Source organism: Pseudonocardia alni, assembly GCF_002813375.1.
Classification (GTDB): domain Bacteria; phylum Actinomycetota; class Actinomycetes; order Mycobacteriales; family Pseudonocardiaceae; genus Pseudonocardia; species Pseudonocardia alni.
Genome location: NZ_PHUJ01000003.1, coordinates 3,945,456 through 3,967,396 on the forward strand (window position 1 = coordinate 3,945,456; position 21,941 = coordinate 3,967,396).

Annotated in this window: 21 protein-coding genes; 13 read left to right on the plus strand and 8 right to left on the minus strand. The window is 74.9% G+C overall.

From position 1 onward, the window contains the following. Positions 1-12: 12 nt before the first annotated feature. Positions 13-342 carry a hypothetical protein gene (locus tag ATL51_RS28370; RefSeq protein ID WP_157818447.1) on the plus strand — a complete coding sequence of 110 codons (330 nt, stop codon included), beginning with the start codon at positions 13-15 and terminating at the stop codon, positions 340-342. Next, positions 336-1,196 (plus strand): HTTM domain-containing protein, encoded by an 861-nt coding sequence (locus ATL51_RS19540; protein WP_157818448.1) that lies wholly within the window; start codon positions 336-338, stop codon positions 1,194-1,196. The genes ATL51_RS28370 and ATL51_RS19540 overlap by 7 nt, the downstream gene beginning before the upstream one ends. Here the strand turns inward: ATL51_RS19540 and ATL51_RS19545 are convergent. Both ATL51_RS19545 and ATL51_RS19550 read right to left on the minus strand, forming a co-directional pair. Then, on the minus strand, positions 1,183-1,539 hold the full coding sequence (locus ATL51_RS19545) for a tetratricopeptide repeat protein (protein ID WP_237453800.1): 357 nt from the start codon (positions 1,537-1,539) through the stop codon (positions 1,183-1,185). The two genes, ATL51_RS19540 and ATL51_RS19545, sit on opposite strands and share 14 nt — an antisense overlap. Before the next feature lie 74 nt (positions 1,540-1,613). Further along, positions 1,614-2,441: an NmrA family NAD(P)-binding protein gene (locus ATL51_RS19550; protein WP_100879487.1), complete on the minus strand. Its 828-nt coding sequence runs from the start codon at positions 2,439-2,441 to the stop codon at positions 1,614-1,616. A 95-nt stretch (positions 2,442-2,536) separates the two neighbouring features. On the opposite strand from ATL51_RS19550, the gene ATL51_RS19555 reads away from it, so the two are divergent. After that, positions 2,537-2,914, plus strand: a complete 378-nt coding sequence (locus tag ATL51_RS19555) for a winged helix-turn-helix transcriptional regulator (RefSeq protein WP_301549099.1) — start codon at positions 2,537-2,539, stop codon at positions 2,912-2,914. A 10-nt stretch (positions 2,915-2,924) separates the two neighbouring features. On the opposite strand, the gene ATL51_RS19560 is transcribed toward ATL51_RS19555, so the two are convergent. Then, positions 2,925-4,412, minus strand: coding sequence for a SulP family inorganic anion transporter (locus tag ATL51_RS19560; RefSeq protein WP_253069197.1), 1,488 nt, complete (start codon positions 4,410-4,412; stop codon positions 2,925-2,927). 206 nt (positions 4,413-4,618) lie between these two features. On the opposite strand from ATL51_RS19560, the gene ATL51_RS19565 reads away from it, so the two are divergent. Further along, complete coding sequence (locus ATL51_RS19565; protein ID WP_100879489.1) at positions 4,619-6,010, plus strand: glycosyltransferase family 2 protein; 1,392 nt, start codon at positions 4,619-4,621, stop codon at positions 6,008-6,010. A 4-nt stretch (positions 6,011-6,014) separates the two neighbouring features. Here the strand turns inward: ATL51_RS19565 and ATL51_RS19570 are convergent, their stop codons facing one another. Continuing rightward, the gene (locus ATL51_RS19570) at positions 6,015-7,160 is read right to left on the minus strand and encodes an acyl-CoA dehydrogenase family protein (RefSeq protein WP_100879490.1); all 1,146 of its coding nucleotides are present in this window, start codon (positions 7,158-7,160) and stop codon (positions 6,015-6,017) included. Further along, positions 7,160-7,885, minus strand: coding sequence for a GntR family transcriptional regulator (locus tag ATL51_RS19575; protein ID WP_167410024.1), 726 nt, complete (start codon positions 7,883-7,885; stop codon positions 7,160-7,162). Before ATL51_RS19575 ends, ATL51_RS19570 begins: the two co-directional genes overlap by 1 nt. A 59-nt stretch (positions 7,886-7,944) precedes the next feature. Between ATL51_RS19575 and ATL51_RS19580 the strand changes: the two genes are divergently transcribed. Next, positions 7,945-9,483, plus strand: a complete 1,539-nt coding sequence (locus ATL51_RS19580; RefSeq protein ID WP_100879492.1) for a long-chain-fatty-acid--CoA ligase — start codon at positions 7,945-7,947, stop codon at positions 9,481-9,483. Between the two features lie 49 nt (positions 9,484-9,532). After that, the gene (locus tag ATL51_RS19585; protein WP_100879493.1) at positions 9,533-9,949 is read left to right on the plus strand and encodes a hypothetical protein; all 417 of its coding nucleotides are present in this window, start codon (positions 9,533-9,535) and stop codon (positions 9,947-9,949) included. On the opposite strand, the gene ATL51_RS19590 is transcribed toward ATL51_RS19585, so the two are convergent. Then, complete coding sequence (locus ATL51_RS19590) at positions 9,934-10,221, minus strand: DUF1540 domain-containing protein (protein ID WP_100879494.1); 288 nt, start codon at positions 10,219-10,221, stop codon at positions 9,934-9,936. The genes ATL51_RS19585 and ATL51_RS19590 overlap by 16 nt on opposite strands. 342 nt (positions 10,222-10,563) lie before the next feature. Here ATL51_RS19590 and ATL51_RS19595 point away from each other — a divergent pair, with 342 nt between their 5' ends. Next, positions 10,564-11,370, plus strand: coding sequence for an SGNH/GDSL hydrolase family protein (locus tag ATL51_RS19595; protein ID WP_157818449.1), 807 nt, complete (start codon positions 10,564-10,566; stop codon positions 11,368-11,370). Between the two features lie 10 nt (positions 11,371-11,380). Here ATL51_RS19595 and bla read toward each other — a convergent pair whose 3' ends face one another. After that, positions 11,381-12,295, minus strand: a complete 915-nt coding sequence (gene bla, locus ATL51_RS19600) for a class A beta-lactamase (RefSeq protein ID WP_100879496.1) — start codon at positions 12,293-12,295, stop codon at positions 11,381-11,383. An 83-nt stretch (positions 12,296-12,378) separates the two neighbouring features. On the opposite strand from bla, the gene ATL51_RS19605 reads away from it, so the two are divergent. Then, positions 12,379-13,248, plus strand: coding sequence for a LysR family transcriptional regulator (locus tag ATL51_RS19605; RefSeq protein WP_100879497.1), 870 nt, complete (start codon positions 12,379-12,381; stop codon positions 13,246-13,248). After that, positions 13,245-14,144 carry a serine hydrolase gene (locus tag ATL51_RS19610; RefSeq protein WP_100879498.1) on the plus strand — a complete coding sequence of 300 codons (900 nt, stop codon included), beginning with the start codon at positions 13,245-13,247 and terminating at the stop codon, positions 14,142-14,144. The genes ATL51_RS19605 and ATL51_RS19610 overlap by 4 nt, the downstream gene beginning before the upstream one ends. Positions 14,145-14,150: 6 nt before the next feature. Here ATL51_RS19610 and ATL51_RS19615 read toward each other — a convergent pair whose 3' ends face one another. Then, positions 14,151-15,380 (minus strand): amidohydrolase, encoded by a 1,230-nt coding sequence (locus ATL51_RS19615; protein ID WP_100879499.1) that lies wholly within the window; start codon positions 15,378-15,380, stop codon positions 14,151-14,153. Positions 15,381-15,558: 178 nt separating this feature from the next. On the opposite strand from ATL51_RS19615, the gene ATL51_RS28375 reads away from it, so the two are divergent. From ATL51_RS28375 to ATL51_RS19630, 4 genes are all read left to right on the plus strand, one after another. Beyond that, positions 15,559-16,752 carry a hypothetical protein gene (locus ATL51_RS28375; RefSeq protein WP_157818450.1) on the plus strand — a complete coding sequence of 398 codons (1,194 nt, stop codon included), beginning with the start codon at positions 15,559-15,561 and terminating at the stop codon, positions 16,750-16,752. A gap of 49 nt (positions 16,753-16,801) precedes the next feature. Beyond that, positions 16,802-18,571, plus strand: coding sequence for a lipopolysaccharide biosynthesis protein (locus ATL51_RS19620; protein WP_157818451.1), 1,770 nt, complete (start codon positions 16,802-16,804; stop codon positions 18,569-18,571). 198 nt (positions 18,572-18,769) lie between these two features. Next, positions 18,770-19,615: a 3-hydroxybutyryl-CoA dehydrogenase gene (locus ATL51_RS19625; RefSeq protein WP_100880817.1), complete on the plus strand. Its 846-nt coding sequence runs from the start codon at positions 18,770-18,772 to the stop codon at positions 19,613-19,615. 127 nt (positions 19,616-19,742) lie between these two features. Next, positions 19,743-21,902 (plus strand): molybdopterin-containing oxidoreductase family protein, encoded by a 2,160-nt coding sequence (locus ATL51_RS19630; RefSeq protein WP_100879501.1) that lies wholly within the window; start codon positions 19,743-19,745, stop codon positions 21,900-21,902. Positions 21,903-21,941 lie beyond the last annotated feature (39 nt).

Sequence of the window (21,941 nt, forward strand, 5' to 3'; positions counted from 1 at the left end):
CGATGAGTGGACGTGCCGCTTCTCACACGCAGGACCGCGGGGTGGCTGCTCGCGGGCGTCGTGGCCCTGGAGGTCGCGATCCCCGCGGTCGGCCTGGCCACCACCGAGCCGCCGCGCCGCTACTCCTGGAGCATGTTCGTCGCGTCGTCGACGGAGTACGCCTACACCGGACGGACCGCCGACGGTGCGTCCCGCGCCCTCGACACCGGGGGCCTGCCGTGGCCGCAGCGGACCGTCCACTACGGAGCCACGGTCCCGGGGCTGCTGTGCGCGGCGGCCCCGGACCTCGTCTCGGTCTCCCGGACCCGGGACGGCGCCCCGGAGTGGGAGCAGTCGTGCTGAGGCTCCCCGACACGCTCCCCGCCCGCCCGCTGGCCGGGTACCGGATCCTGGTCGGGCTCGTCGCCGGGCTGAAGGCCGTCGAGCTCGGCGCGAGCCCGCTGCTCGGGACCCGGGCCGGACCGCTGTTCGGGGTCGGCCCGACGCTGCCCGCCCCGGTCTGGCTCGCGCTCGGCGCGGTGATGGGGCTGGCGGCGCTGGCCGTCGTCGTGGGGTGGAACGCGCGGGCGGCGGCCCTGCTGGTCGGGCTGTGCACCGCCGGCTTCGTCTGGGGTGCGGGCTACTACTCCAACCACACCTACCTGCTGTTCACCGCGGCGGTGCTGCTGTCGTTCTCCGACTGCGACGCGGCCTGGTCACTCCGGTCCCGGCGCGGACACGGCGCCGACCGGGTGTGGGCGGCGCCGGTGCTGGTGCTGCGGGCGCAGATCACGATCGTCTACTTCTACGCCGCGATCTCGAAGATCCGTCCGGACTTCCTGTCCGGCAACGGTCTGGCGTCCTGGACGTGGGACTCGGTGCTGGTCCCGGCGGCGATGCTGACGCCGGTGTTCCTGGTGCCGATGGCGTTCGGCGCGGTACTCACCGAGCTGTTCGTCGCGTTCGGGCTGTGGTCGTCGCGGCTGCGGCCGGTCGCCGTCGTCGCCGGGACCGGGCTGCACCTCGGCATGATCGCGATGCTCTCCGACGGGCTGCACGCCGCGGTCGAGCTGGGGCTGTTCGCCACCCTCACCTGCGGTGGCTACCTGCTGTTCGCGGACCGCGTCCCGGTCGTCGGCGGGCTCCCCGGCGCGGTGGTGGTGCCCCGGCAGCGCCGGTCGGAACCGGCGCTGCCGAGCACGGTCACCCGGCGCTGACGCCCATCGCCTCGGCCAGCCGCAGGTGCGGCGCGGCCTCGTCGTGGCGCGAACGGCGCTGCAGGGTGCGCCCGAGGAGCAGGTGGGCGTACCCGTCGGCCGGCTCGCGGCGCACCAGCTCGCGGAGCTCGGTCTCGGCCCGGCCGAGCTGCGCGGAGTGGTAGTACGCGCGGGCCAGCAGCAGCCGGACCGCGGCGGCCCCGGGCTGCTCGGCGACGAGCTCGGCGAGCACCGTCGCGGCCCCCGCGGGGTCGCCGGAGTCGAACAGGTACCCGGCGTGCTCCCACCGGTCGGCAGGCCCTGCTTCCGTCCCGGTCATCCAGGACAGCGCGTCGATCCTCATCGGTGCGGCCTCCTTCCGGCCCGTTCGGTTGATACGTCAACCACAACCGTGGCGCCGGGTGTTCTGTTCCCGGCTCAGGCCAGGGCGGCGCGGACCAGCTCGGGCATCCCGGTCGCCGGGCGGCCGAGCAGCGTCGCGAGGTCCTCCGACGGCTCGGCGAACATTCCCGACGAGACGAACTCGCCGATGAAGGCCGGGGCCGGGGCCTGGTCGAGCGGTACCCGGCGGTGCGACACCGGCCGGCCGGACTCCGCGGCGATCGTCGCGGCCAGCTCGTCGTAGGTCCACAGCGGTCCGCGCAGCTCGTAGGCGCGCCCGGCGTGCTCCTGCGGCCCGCCGGCCACGACGACGGCGGCGGCCCGCGCGAGGTCCGCGATCGTGGCGGTGTTGAGCGCCCGGCCGCCGTCCGCGGCGACCGTCTCCCCGGCCTCCAGCGCGGTGGCGACCACGCCCGGGTTGACGAACATGTCCGAGTAGAAGGTGTTGCGCAGCGGCGTCACCGGCAGTCCGGAGTCGCGCAGCAGCTCCTCGGTGAGGGTGTGGTCGGCGAGGAACGCGGGCGCACCGGGCCGGTCCGCGCCGATCGCGCTGGTGTAGACGACATGGCCGACGCCCGCGTCGGCCGCGGCGCGGACCACGTTGCCGTGCTGGCGCTCGCGCACCCCGGGGGTCACGTCGGAGCCGGACACGAACAGCAGCCCGTCGGCGCCGGTGAACGCCGCCGTCAGCGAGGCCGGGTCCTCGTAGTCGCCGACGTGCACCCGGACCCCGGCCGCGGCCAGGTCGGCCACCTTCTCCGCGGACCGGGCGAGGACGCCCACCTGCTCCGCCGGCACGGTCTCCAGCAGCGCCCGCACGGCCGCGCCGCCCAGCTTCCCGCTCGCCCCGGTCACGATGATCATCGCTGTCTCCCCATCTCGTCGTGGACGGTGCCGACACTGCCGGATAGGCTTACGTCCGGTAAGTACGTACCTTCTGGTAAGTAGGTGGGTGGACGGTGAGCACGCAGGTGGAACGGCCCACGGGCCTGTTCTCGGGTGACGCGTTCGACAGCAGCTGCCCGTCGCGGTCGGTCCTCGACCACGTGACGTCGAAGTGGGCGGTCCTCGTGCTCGTGGTCCTGTCCCGCGAGGACCACCGGTTCTCCGCGCTCCGCCGCGCCGTCGGCGGGATCAGCGAGAAGATGCTGGCCCAGACCCTGCGCACCCTGGAGGGCGACGGCTTCGTGCACCGCGAGGTCGCCGCGACCACCCCACCGCAGGTCAGCTACGGCCTCACCGAGCTCGGCCACGGCGTGACCGGCCACCTCGCCGGTCTCGTCGGCTGGATCGAGGACCGGATCCCCGAGGTGGTGGCGGCACGCGGGCGGGCCTAGGTCCCGGTGGTCAGTGCCCGCCGCCCAGGTGCCCGGCGAGCCGCTCGTGGCGGTCGCGGCTGTCGTCGTTCATCCCGGTGACGACGAGCGTGCGGCCGGACCGCGCGTAGCGGCGCCGCAGGTCGTCGAGGACGGCGACGGTCGAGGCGTCCCACACGTGCGCGCCGGACAGGTCGACGGTCACCTCGTCGGGGTCCCCGTCGGGGGCGAACGCGGTGCTCAGCTCGCTGCTGGAGGCGAAGAACAGCTGGCCGGTGACGCGGTAGACGACGGCCCCGCCGTCGTCGACGGTGCGGTCCACCCCGACCAGCCGTGACACCCGGTTCGCGAACAGCACCGAGGCGACGAGCACGCCGGCGCCCACGCCGAAGGCGAGGTTGTCGGTGCCGACGGTGACCACGACGGTCGTCAGCATCACCGCCGTCTCGCTGCGCGGCATCCGGCGCAGCGTCGCCGGACGGATGCTGTGCCAGTCGAACGTCCCGACCGACACCATGACCATCACCGCGACCAGGGCGGCCATCGGGATCAGCGCGACGACGTCGCCGAGTGCGACCACGAGGACCAGCAGGAACACCCCCGCCAGGAACGTGGACAGCCGCGTCCTGGCCCCGGACGCCTTCACGTTGATCATCGTCTGGCCGATCATCGCGCAGCCGCCCATGCCGCCGGTGAAACCGGTGACGATGTTCGCGACCCCCTGGCCCCACGACTCGCGGGTCTTGTCCGAGCCGGTCTGCGTGATGTCGTCGACCAGGCGCGCGGTCATCAGCGACTCGATCAGCCCGACCAGCGCGACGCCGAGCGCGTACGGCGCGACGATCCGCAGCGTCTCCCACGTCAGCGGCACCGCGGGGAGGTGCGGGAGCGGCACCGTGTCTGGCAGCGCGCCCTGGTCGCCGACGGTCGGCACGGCGACCGCGGCCGTCACCGTGACCACGGTCAGCCCGACGATGGCGACCAGCGGTGCCGGGACGACGCGGGTCAGCCGCGGCAGCCCGACGATGACCGCCAGGCCGACGGCGACCAGCGGGTAGACCGCCCAGGGCACGCCGACCAGCTGGGGCACCTGCGAGGTGAAGATCAGGATCGCGAGTGCGTTGACGAAGCCCACCATCACGCTGCGTGGCAGGAAGCGCATCAGCCGCGCGACGCCCGCGGCGGCCAGCGCGATCTGCAGCACTCCGCCGAGCACGACCGCGGCGAACAGGTACTCGACGCCGTACTCCCGCGACAGCGGGGCCACGACCAGCGCGATCGCGCCGGTGGCGGCCGAGATCATCGCCGGTCGCCCGCCGCAGACCGCGATGACCACGGCCATGGTGAACGAGGCGTACAGGCCGACCCGGGGGTCCACCCCGGCGATGATCGAGAACGCGATGGCCTCGGGGATCAGGGCGAGCGCGACGACGAGCCCGGCGAGCACCTCGGTGCGCACCAGGCGGGGTGTCCAGCGCGCACGCAGCGTGGCGAGGTCGGGCAGGGCGGAGCGGGGCACGATACGACGGTCGCTTTCACGTCGGGGGAGGGGTGGGGCCGCGGGCCACGTCGGCGGGAGCGCGCGAACGGCCCGACCGTACTCTCACGCTAGGGGAGGGTCTGCGGTGCGGGGCCGGATCCCGTCCGGGGTGGCGCGTCCCACACTCCGTTGTCCCACAGGTCGATCTCAGCGTCGTCACAGCGACGGTGAGCACGATGGGGTCCATGGCGATGACTCCCGACGTACCGACCTGGGTGGGTGAGCTCGACCGGCTCGCCCCGGCCCGCGACCTCGAGGTCGACCGGCGGTTCGCCGCCGCGCGGCTGCTGGTCACCGTCGGTGGCACCCCGCAGGGTCAGGTCACCGTGCCGCTGCGCGCCGGGCGCGCGACCGCCGCGGAGCTCTCGCTCGCCGTCGCCGCGCTGCCCGCGGCCGGCACCGTCGCCGTCGCGCCGTCCGCGGCCGACCCGGTCACCGTGGTCGTCGCGACCCGCAACCGGCCGGAGTCGCTGGCCCGCTGCCTGCGCGCGGTCCTCGCCTCCGACCACCCGGCGCTGTCGGTCGTCGTCGTCGACAACGACCCGGACGACGAGCGGACCGAGCTGGCCGTGCGGGCCGCGGGTTCCGACCGCGTCCGCTACGTCCGCGAGCCGCGGCGCGGTGCGTCCATCGGGCGCAACCGGGGTCTGGCCGAGGCCCGCACCGAGATCGTCGCCTTCACCGACGACGACACCGAGGTCGACCCCGCCTGGGCCTCGCGCATCGCCGGGGCGTTCGCCGCGGATCCCGAGCTCGCCTGCGTCTCCGGCCCGGTACTGGCCGCCCGCCTGGGCAGCCCCGAGGAGCGCGCCGCCGACGTCGCCCTGGCCTGGAACAAGGGCTTCACCCCACGCCGGTTCACCCTCGCCGAGCCCCCCGCGGACTCCCCGATCTTCCCGTTCGCCCCCGGCCTGTTCGGCATCGGCGCCAACCTCGCCGTGCGTGCCGGGGCCGCCCGCGCCGTCGGCGGCTTCGACGAGGCCATGGGCCCGGGCACCCCCACCCACGGCGGCGAGGACTGCGAGTTCCTCGTCCGCATGATCCTGGCCGGCAACGTCCTCGGCTACGCCCCGGGCGCCTACCTGTGGCACCACCACCGCCCCGACCAGGCCGCGCTGAACACCCAGCTCGAGGGCTACGCGATCGGGTTGGGCAGCTTCCTGGCCAAGGTGGCGCTGTCGCCGCAGGGCCGGTCGGTCGCGCTGCGCCGGCTCCCGGCGGCGGTCGCCCGGCTGCGCCACATCTCCGACCGCGAGGCAGGCGCCGGCGACGCGATGCCCGACAGCGGGCTGCTGGAGCGCGGCGGCCGGATCGCCCGCGGTGGCTGGGCCTACCTGCAGCGGTCCCGCGAGGTGCGGCGCAACGGTGGCGCGGTGCCGCCGATGCTGCTGCCCGCGCGCTCGGCGCTCGTCCCGGCGCACATCCGCCGCGCCGCCGAGGCCGCGCGGGTCCGGACCGGGGCCGGCGCCCACGTCGGTCCGACGGCCGTCCCGGCTCCGCGTCCCGACCGGCAGGCCGAGGCCGAGGCCGGCGACGACCGCGGGGCCGCGGAGCTCGCCCGGAACTCCGCGGCCTGAGCCGCTACAGCCCGTAGGACTTCCCGATGATGTCGCGCTGGATCTCGCTGGTCCCGCCGTACACCGTCGAGACGACGCTCTGGCGGAGCAGCCGCTCCATGCCGTACTCGGTGGCGTAGCCGTAGCCGCCGAGCATCTGCATCCCCTCCAGGGACAGGTGCTTGGCGAGTTCGGTGGCCTTGAGCTTGGCCATCGACGCCTCGCGGGGGAACAGCGCACCCGCGGGGGCCTCGTCGATCACCCGTGCGGTGTCGTGCACCAGCAGTCGCGTGGCCGCCAGCTCGGTGGCGTTGTCGGCGATGCGGTGGCGCATCGCCTGGAAGCTCCCGACGGGGCGCCCGAACTGCTTGCGCTCCGTGACATAGGCGACGGTGTCGTCGAAGGCGCGCCGCGCGAGTCCGAGCATGAGCCCGGCCAGGATCATCCGCTCCAGGTTCAGCCCGGCCATGAGCTGGCGCCAGCCCTGGCCCTCGACGCCGACGACGGCGTCGGCGGGCAGCTCGCACCCGTCGAAGTAGAGATCGTTGACCTCCTTGCCGCCCATCGTCTCGATGCCGTGGATCGACAGGCCTGCCGCGTCGGCGGGCACGACGAACATGGTCAGGCCGTCGTGCTTGCCGCCCTCGGTGGAGGTCCGGGCGACCAGCAGGATGTGCGACGCGATGTGCGCGTTCGAGCACCAGGTCTTCTGGCCGTCGATCCGCCAGCCGGTCTCCGTCTTCGTGGCCTTGCACTTCAGCCCGCCGACGTCGGACCCGGCCTCCGGCTCGGACATCGAGATCGACAGCACGTCGCCGCGGCACATCCCGCCCAGCAGCTCCTGCTTCTGGGCCTCGGTGCCGAACTTCTCGATCGCCGCGGCGGTGATGGTGGTCGTGCCGAACCCGGCGATCGGGGCCTGGCCGTACGCGGACTCCTCCAGGAAGACCAGCAGGTCACGCATGCCCTGGCCGGCGCCGCCGTACTCCTCGGGGGTGGCGATGCCGAGCCAGCCGAGGTCGGCCATCTTGCGGTAGATCTCGTCGGAGTGGGCGTGCCGCCCGCCGCCGGTCAGCTCGTCGCGGCGCTCCTTGCTACCGATCTCGCGACGGCAGAAGTCGCCGATCGCCTTCGCCAGGTCGGACTGGTCCTCGGTCAGGGTGACGGGCATCAGGGGTCTCCTCGGTCGTCGGACCACATTCCGGTGCGGTCCAGGTGGGTGAGCAGCAGGTCGCGGCCGTCGAGCACGTGGCGACGCATCGCCGCCCGCGCGGCGTCGGGATCGGCGGCGCCGAGCGCGTCGAGCAGGACGAGATGGGCGTCGACCGCGCCGGCCCGCCACTCGGGCGAGCCGGTGTAGAAGTGCGCCGGCAGGTAGTGCGACGAGCGCCCCACCAGCCAGGCGAGCTTGCGCGAGCCGGCCAGCCGGTTGACCTCGGCGTGCAGCCGGTGCTCGGCGGACACGAGCGGGTCCAGCTCGGCCGGGTCGTGGGTCTCGGGGGTGCGCTCGCACAGCGCGGCGATCCGGTCGGCGAGCTCGCGCAGCGGTGCGAGGTCGGCGGGGGACAGTCGCTGCGCCGCGCGCGCGGCCAGCGTTCCGGTCAGGTCGGCCTGCACCTCGAACAGATCCGCGACGTCGTCGCGGGTCAGCTCGGCGACGACGAACCCGCGCCGCGGCACCGCGTGGACCATGTCCTCCGCGCGCAGCGACTGCAGGGCCTCACGGACCGGGGTGTGGCTGACGCCCAGGTCCGCGGCGATCCGGTCCATCCGCAGGAAGGTGCCCGGGCGCAGCTCACCGGAGAGGATGCGGTCCCGCAGGACGAGCGCGATGCGGTCGGGCAGCTGCGGGGCGCGGCCCGGGGAGAGCTCACGCACGAAGTCGGCCGTGGACACGACGACTATCATATACGATTCTGCCGAACCTGCGTCGCCGACGACCGAGGGAGAAGAACGTGCCGGGTCAGAGCCCTGCCGAGGATTTCCGCCTGACCGACATCCTCGCCGATCCCGACCGCGCCGACCTCGTCGCGCTGTCGTTCGACGGCGCGACGACCACCTACGGCGAGCTCGAACAGCGCGCCGGGCGCACCGCGGCGGCCCTGCGCGACCTCGGCCTCGGGGCCGGGGACCGCGTCGTGTGGATCGGGAGGAACCGGCCGGAGTTCCTGGAGCTGCTCTTCGCCGCGCCGCGGATCGGCGCGGTGTCGGTCCCGCTCAACACCCGGCTCACCGAGGCCGACCTGCTGGCGCTCGTCGCCGACGCCCGGGCCGGTCTCGTCGTGCTGGGGCCGGACTTCGCGGGGCTGCGCGGTGCGCTCGACGGGCGCCGGGTCGTCGTGGTGGGGGAGGACCACGCGGACTGGCGTGACGCGGCCGCGGACGTGCTGCCGCCGTCGTCGCCTGCCGGATCCACCCCGGACGACACCGTGCTGCAGCTCTACACCTCCGGCACCACGGGGCTGCCCAAGGGCGTGCTGCTCGCGCACCGGCAGTTCTCGGCGCTGCTGCTGGCCGCCGGGCACTGGTCGATCGACCCCACCTCGACCGCGCTGGTCGCGATGCCGCTGTTCCACATCGGCGGCGTCGGCTACGCGCTGGTCTGCCTGGCCGCCGGGGCGCGGTGCGTGCTCGTCGCCGACATCGTCCCCGGGCCGCTGCTCGACACGATGTCGGACGAGCGCGTCACGAACGCCTTCCTCGTGCCGGCCGTGCTGCAGATGCTCTCCGCGGTGCCCGGTGCCGCCGACCGCGACTGGTCCGCGCTGCGGTCGATCGCCTACGGCGCCTCGCCGATCACCGTCGGCGCGCTGCGGGCGGTCGTCGAGACCTTCCGCGCGCCGCTGTTCCAGGTCTACGGCGCGACCGAGACCACCGGTGCGATCACCCAGCTCGACCCGGGCGACCACGATCCGGACGGCCCCCGGGCGCACCTCATGCGCTCGGCCGGGCGGGCGTACCCGTGGGTGCGGCTGACGATCGTGGACCCGGCGACCGGCCGGGAGCTGCCGCCCGGCGAGGTGGGGGAGGTCCGGATCCACTCCGACCAGGTCACGGCCGGCTACTGGAACCGGCCCGAGGACACCGCGGCGGCGCTCGGTGACGACGCCACGCTGCGCACCGGCGACGGCGGCTACCTCGACGCCGAGGGCTACCTGTTCCTCACCGACCGGATCAAGGACATGATCGTGACCGGCGCGGAGAACGTGTATCCGATCGAGGTGGAGAGCGTGCTGTCCGAGCACCCGGACGTCGCGGACGTCGCGGTGATCGGGGTGCCCGACGAGCGCTGGGGCGAGGCGGTGAAGGCCGTCGTCGTGCCGCGGCCGGGGACGACGATCGATCCGGATGCCCTCATCGAGTGGGTCCGGCCGCGGATCGCGGGCTTCAAGCGGCCCCGCTCGGTCGACGTCGTGGAGGCGCTCCCGCGCAACCCGAGCGGCAAGATCCTCAAGCGCGAGCTGCGTGAGACCTACCGCAGGGCCTTCACCTGACCGCAATCGTCGGTTAGCCTCGCCTCAGTACCGGTGAGGGAGGGCTTCCATGTCTCTGCGTCTGCCGACCGGCAGCATCACGGTGCTGCTCGGGCCGTCGGTGCAGCGCCGCCGCATGATGAACCGGCTGGACGACGCGAGCGGCCGGTGCGCCGACGGGCACGATGCCGTGGTCCGCAGGCTGGGCGCCCGCGCGACCGAGACGGCGGCGGACCGGCTGGCCACCGTCGACGCGGCCCGCCGGGGCCCCACCGCGATGGTCCTCGCCGACCGCCTGACCGACGGTCTCGACGCGCACGACCGCAGCACGGTGCTGTCCGCGCTGCGGGCGGTCGCTGCGGACGGGGTCGCCGTCCTCGTCGACGACATCGACCCCGTCGCGGCCCTCGCCGTGGCCGACGGCGCACTGCGCGTCGACGAGCGTGGCGAGGTCCGGGTGGAGGAGCTGGCCTACTTGGCCTCGTAGGTGAGGCAGTCGGCGGCGTCGGCGCCCGCGCCGATGTTCACCGACGACGCGGTGCACTCGAGCTTCTCGTTGAACCGGCAGTCCGAACGGTGGCAGGCGCCGACGAGACCGTTGCCGCTGCCGCCGCGGAACGAGATCTCGACGAAGGTGCCGCAGTGGGCGTGGTCACCGGAAATCGTGATCGCCCCCGCGCCGCAGCTGGAGTCGGAGTTGTAGGAGCAGCTGGTGGCGGAGCACTGCTGAACCTGGGGCATGTCCTGGGCCGTGGTCATGGCGCCCACGGTGTCGGGGTCGCCCGGTGCGCGCCAGGCAACAGAGGCTCGCCTGACCGGCAGTGCGGACCGCCTCATTTGCGCCCTCCACCTGGGAGTTCGGTCCGGCAAACGCGGTATGAATGTGTCGCGAATCACATTGCGCGCCCGCCGGACGGGTGATCTGTGGCGGTCGCGGAGGTGACCGGCCGGCGACGACACCCGTCCGTGCGGTCGCCCGGTCGCGACGGCCGCCCGTCGCGCGGGCCCGCCCGATGCGACGGGCCGTGCCGGGCCGCCGACCGGCGGTGGGCGATGATCCCCCCGCCGGACCCGGTGGACCGGGCCGGAGAGGGAGGCGACGTGGACGAGGACCTGATGGGCCGGCTGATCCGGTTCGCCGACCTGACCGCCTGGCCGGCGTTCGCGGCGTTCGGGGTGCAGGAGGAGTCGATCGACCGGCTGCTCGCGACGACCGCCGGGCTGGACCCGTCGGCCGTCGCCGGGGTGCGGGCCGGGCTCGCCGGGCGGGTCCGCGCCGCGGCGCGGGCTCTGCGGACCGAGCCGCCGGTCGCGGACGGCCTGCACCGGATGGCGCTGCGTCCGGGCGAGCGGATCGTGGTCGTCGGCGACTCCCTGTCCGCCGACCGGCTGAGCTGGGCACGGCTGTTCGCCGAGCTGGTCCCGATGGTCGAACCGGAGGCGTCGGTCGAGGTGCTCGCGCTGTCCGGGCGGACCAGCTCCGAGGCACTCGCGCTCGGCCCGGTCCTGGTCTCGCGGGTGCCGACCCGGGTGCTGGTCATGCTGGGCACCAACGACATCCGCCGGGAGGGCGCGACCACCGGGATCCGGATGGTGTCGATCAGCGAGACGGCTCGGAACCTGCGGGCGCTGCGCCTGCTGCTGGAGACCGAGAGCGGCGCCCGGGTGCGGTTCGTCGTCCCGCCACCGGTCGACCCCGGACGGGTGGCCGCCACCCGCGAGCTCACCGGCGAGTGGTGGGACCCGGCCGACGTCCCCGGGCTCGTCGCGACGGTCCGGGAGGTCGACCCGGACGCGATCGACCTGTCCCGGATGCCGATCCGGCCCGACTTCTGGGAGGACGACGGCCTGCATCCCAGCCCGATCGGGCAGGTCGCGATCCTGCGGGCGGTGCTGGCCCGGATCTGACCCGGCGCGCTCAGCCGCGCAGCGCGGCGATCGCGGCCCGGGCCGCCGCGGCGACCGCGGCCTCCCCGCGCGCCGTGTCGGCCGGGTCGGCCGGGACGGTGAAGACCGTCAGGACCAGCGGTGCGCCGTCCGGCGGGTACAGCACCCCGGAGTCGTTGCGCTCCCCGAGCGGCCCGGAGCCGGTCTTGTCGCCGACGGTCCAGCCGGCCGGGACCGCCGCGCGGATCTGCCGGTCGCCGGTGGTGTTCGCCCGCAGCCAGCCGGTCAGCCGGTCGCGCTGCGCGGGCGGCAGGGCGTCGCCGAGGACCAGGGTGCGCAGCGTGGAGGCCAGCGCGGCCGGGGTCGAGGTGTCGCGCTCGCCGTCGCGGTCGTTCAGCGCGGTCTCGGCCCGGTCGGAACGGGTGACGGTGCCCCCGGTCGTGCGCAGCCACGCGGTCAGCTCGGCGGGGGAGCCGACCTCGCGCAGCAGCAGGTTGTGCGCGGTGTTGTCCGAGACGGTGACGGCGGCCTCGCACAGCTGTGCCACGGTCATCCCCGCGGCCAGGTTCCGGGTCGTGACGGGCGCGTACTCCAGCAGGTCGGCGCGCCCGTAGCGGACCGGGCGGTCGAGCAGGCCGGGCTCGGACAGCGAGCGGTGCAGCACGAACCCGGCCATCAGCGCCTTGACCACCGAGCACATCAGGAAGCGGTCGCCGTCGCGGTGCCCGGCCGCCGCGCCGGTGCCGGTGTCGAGCACGTGCACCCCGATCGTGCGGGCGTACTCGCGTTCGACGTCGGCCAGCGCGGGGATCGGTGCGCTCCCGGCGCCCGGGTCCGCCGGGGCGGGTGTCGCGGGTGCGGGCGGAGCCGCCGGTGCGCAGCCGGTCAGCGCGGCGCCGCCCAGTGCGGCACCGGCCAGGAGCAGGGAACGGCGGGTGATCGTCATGGGCGCACCGTGTCGCATCCGGACCGATAGCGCGAATACGATCGTGCTTCGCGTGTGATAGCCGATCGATATGGAGCGAGCCGGTGGACCTGCTGCGGCACCTGACGTTCTTCGTCGCCGTCGCCGAGGAGCGGCACTTCGGGCGGGCCGCCGCCCGGCTCGGGATGACGCAGCCGCCGCTGTCCCAGGGTCTGCGACGGCTGGAGGCCCGGCTCGGCACCCCGCTGTTCGACCGCGGACCCGGCGGCGTCTCCCCGACGGCGGCCGGTCGCGACCTGCTGCCCCGCGCCCGTGCCCTGATCGAGGACGCCGCGGCGCTCGGCCGCGCCGCCGCCCGGCACGCGGAGGCGGCCCGGGTGCTGCGGCTCGGCGTCGTCGCCGACCTCGGCCCGGCCGCCACCGCCCGGCTGGCGGTCCGCGCCGCCGCCGCGACCGGCCTGCGGGTCGCGCCCACCGTGGCGACCACCGTCGCGCTGGTCGACGCGGTGTCGGACGGGACGGTGGACGTCGCCGTCGTCGCGCACCCGACGGTGCTGGAGTCGGCGCGGGCCGGGCCGGTCGTCGCGCTGCCGACCGAGGTCCTGCTGTCCGCCGGCCACCCCGCCGCGGCCGGGCCGGGGCCGGTGGTGCTGCGCACCCTGCGCGGGACGGCGGCGGCCACGGCGCCGCGGGCGCACGCCCCGGCCGCCCACGACCTGCTGCTCGACACCCTCGACGCCCGCGGGTGCCCGGCCGGCCCGGCCGACGCGGCGTCCCCGGCGGAGGCACTGGCGCTGGTCGCGACCGGCGCCGCGTTCCTCCTCACCGCCGACCCCGGCCTCGCCGGCGACGGCGTGGTCCGCAGGCCGGTGGCGGGGGAGCCGGTGCCCTACCGGGTCCGGGTGGTGCACCGCGACGGCGTCCCGGACGGCCTGGTCGGGGCGCTCGCCGACGCGCTGCGGGAGGGCGCGTGACCCCGGCCGCCGAGGTCCGCGCGGTGTTCCGCGACGCCGGGGTGCGCGGCTGGCTGCACGCCCGCCCGGTCACCGGCGACGGGACCCGCCCGACGGCGCGCGAGGTCGGCGTCGGCGCGCACGTGCCGGTCGTGATGGCCTCGGTCTACAAGGTGTTCGTGCTGGTCGCGTACTGCCGGGCGGTCGACGCCGGCACGGTCGACCCGCGGGAGCCCGTCGTCGTCCCGGTGCGGCGCACGCCCGGGATCACCGGGATCTCCGCGCTGGCCGACCCGGTGACGATGAGCTGGCGGGACCTGGTCACCTCGATGGTGACGGCCTCGGACAACGCCGCGGCCGACGTCGTCCACACCCGGGTGGGGCGCGACCGGGTGGCCGCGCTGCCCGCCGAGCTGGGGCTCACCGGCACCAGGATCCGGGGCGGCACCGACGACGTGTTCGCCGACCTGCTCGCCGACACCGGGACCGACGACGTCGCCGCGGCCTTCGCGGTGCTCGCCGACAACGACGTGCCGGTACGGACCCGTGCACTCAGCCCGGTCTACGGCTCCTCCACCACGGCGGCGGACACCACCGCGCTGCTCGGCATGCTCTGGCGCGGCGAGCTCGCCTCGGACGGGTCCACCGCCTTCGCCCGCCGGGTGCTCGGAGCCCAGATCTGGCCGCACCGGCTGCGCGCCGGGTTCCCCGCGGCCGCGCGGGTGGCGGGCAAGACCGGCACGGTCGGCGCGGTCCGCAACGACGTCGGCGTGGTGACCTACCCGGGGGAGCACCCGGTCGCCGTCGCCGTCTACACCCACGCCGCGCGCAGCGATGCCGCCGTCCCGCGGGCGGACGCGGCGATCGGGGCCGCCGCGCGGGTCGCGGTGCACGCGCTGCGCGCCCCCGCCCTCTGACCCCGGTCAGCCGACCGGCAGCCACTCCCGCGCCGCCGCGACCAGCGCCGCGACGCCGACCGACAGCGTCGGCTCGACCACCGGCGCGTAGCGGGGGGAGTGGTTCGACGGCAGCGACGCGGTCCGCTCCCGGATCTCCGCGACGGTGCCCGCGCCCTCGAACGCGGCCGGGTCGGCGCCGCCGAGCAGCCAGTACACGCACGGCACCCCGGCGGCGACGGCGAACCGGCCCACGTCCTCGCTACCGGTGACCGGCCCCGGGTCGACGACCGGGAGCGGGGTGACCGCGGCCAGTGCGGCCCGGGTGCGCTCGGCGGCGTCGGCGTCGTTGACGACCGGTGGGAAGGACTCCAGCAGCCGGATCTCGGGGTCGGTCGGCGCCCCCGAGGCCGCGGCCTCGCCACGCACGGTGCGCTCGATCCCGGCGAGCACCCGGTCCCGGACGCCGGGGGTGTAGGACCGCACGGTCAGGCCCAGCTCGGCGGAGTCGGGGATGACGTTCTCCTTCGTGCCCGCCCGCAGCATGCCGACGCTGAGCACAGCGGTCTCGGTCGCGGCCACCTCCCGCGGCACGACGGTGTGCAGGCGCAGCACCGTCGCGGCGGCGAGCAGCACCGGGTCGACCGTCGTCTCCGGGCGCGAGCCGTGCCCGCCGGAGCCGTGCAGGGTCACCCGCACGGTGTCGCTGCCCGCGAACGCCGGGCCGGCGGCGAGGGCCAGCAGCCCCGCGGGCAGCGGCGCGACGTGCTGGCCCAGCACGACGTCGGGGGTGCCGAAGCGGGCGAACAGACCGTCGTCGAGCATCGCGTCGGCGCCGGCGCCGAACTCCTCGGCGGGCTGGAACACCACCAGCAGCGTGCCCCGCCAGCTGTCGCGGGCGGCGGCCAGCTCGGCGGCGGCGCCCACCAGACAGGTGACGTGCATGTCGTGCCCGCAGGCGTGGGCGACGGCGGTCTCCTCCCCGTCGCGGCCGACGGCGCGGACGGCGCTGGCGTAGTCCAGGCCGGTGTCCTCGGCGACCGGCAGCGCGTCCATGTCGGCCCGCAGCAGCGCGGTCGGGCCGTCGCCGTTGCGGAGGACCCCGACCACACCGGTGCGTCCGACCCCCTCGGCGACGTCGTAGCCGGCGTCGCGCAACCGGGCCGCGGCGATGCCCGCGGTGCGGGTCTCGGCGAAGGACAGCTCCGGGTGACGGTGCAGGTCGCGGTACAGGTCGGCGAGTTCGGCGCTGCTCACCCGAGTGAACCTAGGCGGCGGGCACCGAAGGCGGCTGGGCCGGACGAGTTCCCTCCGATGCCGTCACACGGACCGGTGAATCCGCCATCCCGGGGACAACCACAGGACCGGTCGAGTTAACCCCTTGTTCAAGGGCGCCCTATCATTCGCTCATGGCGCAACCTTTCGGGCCGAGCCGGTGACTCTCGAGGAGACTCGGCGCGGCGCACCTGCCGCGGCCGACCGCTGGCGCGGTCTGGCCGTGTTCGTCGTGCGGTCGGCGGCGGCGCCCCTGCTCGACGAGGCCGTCGCCGGTGTCGCCCGTGGGCTGGAGATCCTCGACGTCGTCGTCCTGGACGACGCGCAGGTCGCCCGGGTCCGCGGCACGTTGCCCGCGCCGGCGTCGCGCCCGGTCCCGTCCGGTGCGCCGTACGCCCTGATCGTCGCCTGCGACGTCGTCGCCCCGGTCGGGACGTCGGGCGTGCAGGCGGTCGCCGACCGGGTCGCCGCCGTCCTGGACTACACCGACAAGCGGGTCCTGCGCCGCGTCCCGCCGCGGGAGCACTACCTGCCGGTGCAGGCATCGTCGTCGCCGGAGCGCGCCCTCGCCCTGCTCGACGCGCTCGGCGATCCGGGGATCCTGCACCGCATCGCCGGACCGGTCGAGGACCTCGGCCGCCGGTGCGCGATGCCCTTCCCGGTCGTGCGGATGCTCGGCGGCACCTCGCCCGGGTTCCGCGCCCGCGTGGCGCTGGTCCACCACCCGGTGCACGGCCCGTCGGTGTGCAAGGTGTTCCGGCCCGGGGCGCACGAGGCCTACGGCCGCGAGCTGCGGGCCCGCCTCGACCTCGGCGACCTGCCCGAGGTCCCGGAGCTGCTCGAGCACGGCCCGAACTGGCTGCTCACCCCGTTCTACGGCGACACCGGACGGCACATCGTGCGCCGGCTGCCCGGCGAGCTCGCCCAGCTGCGCCCGGAGGTCGTGCGGACGCTGCTGCGGTTCTGCCGCGACCTGCACGAGCGCGGCCGCTTCGTGCTCGACCTGTCCCCGCACAACCTCGTGTGGGACGAGCGGGCCGGGCTCAAGGTCCTCGACCTGGAGTTCGTCCTCGAGTACCCGGGCGAGCCGCCGGCGTGGTCGGACTGCTGGAGCCTGCGTGGCGTGCCGCCTGCCTACCGGGCGTCGGTCGAGGGGCTGCCCGACCTGGTGCTGACCCGTGGCGTCGGCAACTCGGTGTTCCACCCGGCGATCTCCGGGATGCGCCGCGCCCGGCTGCTCGCCGAGCCGCGCCGGGGCGAGGCCGCGCACAGCGGGGCCACCCAGCTCGCCTGGTTCAGCGCCCTCGGTACCGTCGGGCGGTTGCATCCCGCACTCCGCGGGAAGCGGCACTGACGGCGCGCCCCCCGACGCGCCGACCCGCCCCGACGACCGGAGGACCCGCGTGACCGGACCCGGTGGCGATCTGCCCGACGACCCGACCCGGCCGCTGCGGCCCGTGCCCCCGGTGCCCGCACCGGCCCCCGGCCCGCCGGGTGGGACGGGTCCGTCGGCATCGTCCGGGTCGTCGCTGACCGCGCGGACCGCGCGCGGGTTCGCGTGGGCGTTCACCGGCACCGTCGGACAGGCGGTGCTGCAGATCGGCGCCACCGTCGCGCTGGCCCGGCTGCTCACCCCGGAGGAGTTCGGTGCGGCCGCGGCCGCGCTGCTGATCGTCGGGCTGACCCAGCTGGTCACCCAGCTCGGCGTCGCCGCCTCCCTGGTGCACCGCGAGGACCTCGACGACCGCGACGTGACGGCGGCGTTCTGGTTCTCGGTGCTGGTCGCGGCGGTGTTCGCCGCGGTGCTGGCCCTCGGCTCGCCGGTGATCAGCCCGCTCGTCGGGCTCCCGGCCGACTCCGCACTGCTGCCGCTGCTGTCGATCGCGCTGCTGTTCGCGGGGGCCTCGGCGACCCCGCTCGGCCTGCTCCAGCGCGACCTGCGGTTCCGTTCGATGGCGACGGTCGACCTGCTCGCGGCGGGCCCCGCGCTGATCGGGGTCAGTGTCGTCCTGGCCGTGGCCGGGTTCGGCGCCTCCGCGCTCGCGTTCGGCGAGATCGCCGCCGCCGTCGCCAAGTGCGCGGGCTACCTCGCGCTGACCCGGCCGCGGTTCCGCCCCGAGGGGCCCACCGCGAGCTGGGGCCGGCTGCGGCCGCTGCTCGGCTACGGCGCCGGGTTCTCCATCGCCCAGCTCGGCAACTGGTTCGCGCTCAACGCCGACAAGCTCGTCGTCGCCAACGCGCTGGGCACCGGTCCGCTCGGTGTCTACGGCCGCGCCTACAACCTGCTCTCCGAACCCGCGAACATCATCGGCGGTGCCGCCGACAAGGCACTGTTCCCGGCGATGGCCCGGGTCCGCGACGACGGCCCCCGCCTACGCGCCGCCTACGTGCGCAGCGCGAGCCTGGTCGCGCTGGTCACGGCCCCGGCCGCGGTGCTGCTCTGCGTGCTCGCCCCCGAGGTCGTCCGGGTGCTGCTCGGGGCGCAGTGGGACGCCGTCGTGCCGCTGGTGCAGCTGTTCGCGCTGGTCCTGCTGCCGCGCACCTCGTACAAGATCAGCACCTCGCTGACCCGGGCCACCGGCGCCGTCTACCGGGCGGCCTGGCGGCAGTGGCTCTACGCCGGCTACGTCGTCGTGCTCACCGTGACCGGCGGGCTGCTGTGGGGCCTGGTCGGCGTCGCGGCCGGGGCGTCGCTGGCGATCGTCGTCCACTTCCTGGTGATGCTGCAGTTCTCCGCACGCGTCTCGCCCGGCCTGATGGGGGCGGTGCTGCGGATGTACGTCAAGCACGTCCCGGCGCTGGTGCTGACCGTGGCCGCGACCTGGGGCGTGGCGGTGCTGGTCCGCCCGCTCGGGATCGACCTGGTGACCCTGGCCGCCGCGGCCCTGGCCGGCGGGGTCGCGTCGGTCGGCACGCTGGTCGTGCTGCGCGGCCGCTTCGCCGCCGAGCTGTCGGTGGTGCGGAGCCTGCGCGGGGGCGGCGCGCCGCGCGGGCCGAGGCCGGACCGTCCGGCCCCGTCCGGCCCCGCCGCCCCGGCGGTCTCCGCGTCCGACGCCGGTCCGGCGGCGCCCGGGGGCCATCGCCGCCTCCCCGACGACGCCACCGTGCAGCTGCCCGCCGTCGGTCGCCGGGATGCGCCCCGCGCCGTGGGGAACCCGGCCGACCGTCGCTGAGCCGACGGCCTGCGCCGGAGCGGGGCGGCGTCCGGGACCGCGGCACGCGTGCGCCGCCGCCGCACCGGCCGCGCCGGCGGAGTGAGGCCGGGCACCCGTCGTCGCGCCGGGTTGTGCCCCGCCCCCCGCCGACGGAAGTCTCGACGGTTCGACCGCGTCCCGGAGATCCCGGGTCGCGCAGAGGGAACTGAGGTGCTCATGGAGCGCGTAGGCGTCGTCGGCTGCGGTCAGATGGGATCCGGGATCGCGGAGGTCGCGGCACGGGCCGGGTACGGGGTGCGGGTCGTCGAGACCTCCGCCGCCGCGGTGGAGGCGGGCCGGGCCCGCCTGGAGTCGTCGCTGGCCCGGGCGGAGAAGCGCGGCCGGATCGACTCCGCCGAGGAGGTTCTGACCCGCCTCGAGGTCGTCGAGGGGCTGGACGCGCTGGCCGACCGGGAGCTCGTCGTCGAGGCGATCGCCGAGGACGAGGCGCTCAAGACCGGCGTCTTCCGGGAGCTGGACCGGCTCGTCACCGACACCGGCGCGGTGCTGGCGTCGAACACGTCGTCCATCCCGATCATGAAGCTGGCGGTGGCGACGAAGCGGCCCGAGCAGGTCGTCGGCATCCATTTCTTCAACCCGGTGCCGGTGCTGTCGCTGGTCGAGCTCGTCCCGAGCCTGATGACCTCCGAGGACACCCTGGCCCGTGCGCGGAGCTTCGTCTCCGACGGTCTGGGCAAGAAGGCGATCGACTGCCAGGACCGCGCCGGCTTCGTCGTCAACGCGCTGCTGGTGCCGTTCCTGCTGTCGGCGATCCGGATGATGGAGTCCGGCTTCGCCACCGCCGAGGACATCGACGAGGGACTGGTCCGCGGCTGTGCGCACCCGCAGGGCCCGCTCGCGCTGTCCGACCTGATCGGCCTGGACACCGTGCAGGCCGTCGCGGAGTCGATGTACGCGGAGTTCAAGGAGCCGCTGTACGCGCCGCCGCCGCTGCTGGCCCGCATGGTCGACGCCGGCCTGCTCGGCAAGAAGACCGGGCGGGGCTTCCACACCTACGCCTGACCGGGCGTCCCGGGGGGCGCGATTGTGCTCCCCGGGACAACGTCAGTGCTCCCGGTGCCAAGACCGGCGCGCGGCGGGCGACCAGTCTCGTGGGCGACGCCATCCCACCACGAGGCGAGGAGCACCCATGACCGCGACGCACGAGGCCCCGGCCACGCCGCTGACCGAGAAGGTGGTCAAGGCCGCCTGTCCCCAGGACTGTCCGGACACCTGCGCGATGCTGGTGACCGTCGACGGCTCGGGGACGGCGACCTCGGTCGTCGGCGACCCGGACCACCCGTACACCAACGGCGGCCTCTGCGTGAAGGTCAACAACTACCTCGACCGCGTGTACGACCCGGGCCGTGTGCTGTTCCCGATGCGCCGGACCGGGCCCAAGGGCAGCGGCCGCTTCGAGCGGATCACCTGGGACGACGCCGTCACCGAGATCGCCACCCGCTTCAGGGCCATCGCCGACGAGCACGGCCCCGAGGCGATCATGCCGGTCAGCTACCTGGGCACCCAGGGCATCCTGAACGGCCTCAACGTCGGCGACCCCTTCTTCGCGAAGCTGGGCGCCACCGTCGCCGAGCGCACCTACTGCGACTCCGGCTCCTGCACCGCCTACGCCATGACCATCGGCGACACCGCCGGGGTGGACCCGGAGAGCCTCGTGCACTCCACGTTCATCCTGGTGTGGGCCTGCAACATCATGAGCACCAACCTGCACCTCTGGCCCTACATCGCGAAGGCGAAGAAGAACGGCGCGAAGGTCGTGGTCGTGGACCCGGTCCGCACCCGCACCGCGGCCGCGGCCGACCAGCACATCCCGATCCGCCCCGGTACCGACGGCGCGCTCGCGCTGGCCATGGCGCACGTGATCATCGCCGAGGGCCTCACCGACGACGACTACATCGCGAACCACACCGTCGGCTACGACGAGTTCGCCGAGCGCGTCTCCCGCTACACCCCCGAGTGGGCCGAGACCGAGACCGGCGTGCCCGCCGAGACCATCCGGGTGCTCGCCCGCGAGTACGCCGGCGCGCAGCCGTCGGTCATCCGGATCGGCGTCGCCGTCGAGCGGCACGCGGGCGGCGGCCAGACCGTACGCGCCCTGTCCTGTCTGCCCGGCCTCGTCGGCGCCTGGCGCAAGCCCGGCGGCGGAATCCTGCAGCTGCCGCTGTGGGCGTTCCCCGTCAACTGGGGCGCCTTCATGCACCCGGAGATGCTCACCCCCGGCACCCGGGTCATCAACCAGTACCGGCTCGGTGCCGCGCTCGCCGGTGACCTGCCCGCCGGCCCGCCGATCAAGGGCCTGATGGTCTACAACTCCAACCCGGTCGTCACCACGCCCGACCAGGACCGGCTGATCAAGGGCCTGGAGAGCGAGGACCTGTTCACCGTCGTGTCGGAGCAGTTCATGACCGACACCGCGGAGTACGCCGACATCGTCCTGCCGGCCACGACGCAGCTCGAGCAGGACGACATCATGTTCTCCTGGGGTCACCTGTTCGTGACCTACAACCACCGGTCCATCGAGCCGCTGGGCGAGGCCGTCCCGAACACCGAGATGTTCCGCAGGCTCGCCGCCGCGATGGGCTTCGACGACCCGGTCTTCCGGCGCACCGACTCCGAGATGATCGCCGAGGCGTTCGACTGGTCCCACCCGCACATGGAGGGGATCACCGTCGAGTCGCTGAAGGAGAAGGGATGGCAGCGGCTCAACGTGGCCCCGCCGGAGGCCTACGCCCCGCACGCCGAGGGGAACTTCCCGACGCCGTCGGGCAAGGCCGAGTTCGTCTCCGCCGCCGCGGCGGGCGGCAACTTCGTCGTCCCGCTGTTCCGGCAGGGTTCCAACGACCACCAGCCCGGCCAGCCGGTCGACCCGCTGCCGCATTACATCCCGCCGCGCGAGTCCGCCGCCGCGGACCCCGAGCTCGCCGCCCGCTACCCGCTCAACCTGCTCACGCCCAAGTCGCACGCGTTCCTGAACTCGAGCTTCGCCAGCCACGAGTTCCACCGCCGTGTCGCGAACGAGCACACCCTGATCATCCACCCGGACGACGCCGCTGCCCGCGGCATCGCCGAGGGGGCGCCGGTGCGCGTGTTCAACGACCGGGGCGAGTTCACCGTCGTCGCGTCGCTGCAGGACACCGTGTCCCGCGGGGTCGTGGTGAGCCCGATGGGCGGCTGGCGCAAGAACTCCAAGGCCGGCACCACCCTGGCCGCGGTCAACCCGACCGTGTTCGGCGACCTGGGCAACGCGCCCACGTTCTCCGACACCCTCGTCGAGGTCGAGACCGCCTGAGCCACGCGGCTCGGCCGGAGACCCCTTGCTCCGGCCGAG

Bases quoted from the DNA above. Each gene is read 5' to 3' on its own strand.
- ATL51_RS19545 (WP_237453800.1), bottom strand. From the start codon at position 1,539: ATGAGGATCGACGCGCTGTCCTGGATGACCGGGACGGAAGCAGGGCCT.
- ATL51_RS19550 (WP_100879487.1), bottom strand. From the start codon at position 2,441: ATGATCATCGTGACCGGGGCGAGCGGGAAGCTGGGCGGCGCGGCCGTG.
- ATL51_RS19565 (WP_100879489.1), top strand. From the start codon at position 4,619: ATGGCGATGACTCCCGACGTACCGACCTGGGTGGGTGAGCTCGACCGG.
- ATL51_RS19570 (WP_100879490.1), bottom strand. From the start codon at position 7,160: ATGCCCGTCACCCTGACCGAGGACCAGTCCGACCTGGCGAAGGCGATC.
- ATL51_RS19585 (WP_100879493.1), top strand. From the start codon at position 9,533: ATGTCTCTGCGTCTGCCGACCGGCAGCATCACGGTGCTGCTCGGGCCG.
- ATL51_RS19590 (WP_100879494.1), bottom strand. From the start codon at position 10,221: ATGACCACGGCCCAGGACATGCCCCAGGTTCAGCAGTGCTCCGCCACC.
- bla (WP_100879496.1), bottom strand. From the start codon at position 12,295: ATGACGATCACCCGCCGTTCCCTGCTCCTGGCCGGTGCCGCACTGGGC.
- ATL51_RS19625 (WP_100880817.1), top strand. From the start codon at position 18,770: ATGGAGCGCGTAGGCGTCGTCGGCTGCGGTCAGATGGGATCCGGGATC.
- ATL51_RS19630 (WP_100879501.1), top strand. From the start codon at position 19,743: ATGACCGCGACGCACGAGGCCCCGGCCACGCCGCTGACCGAGAAGGTG.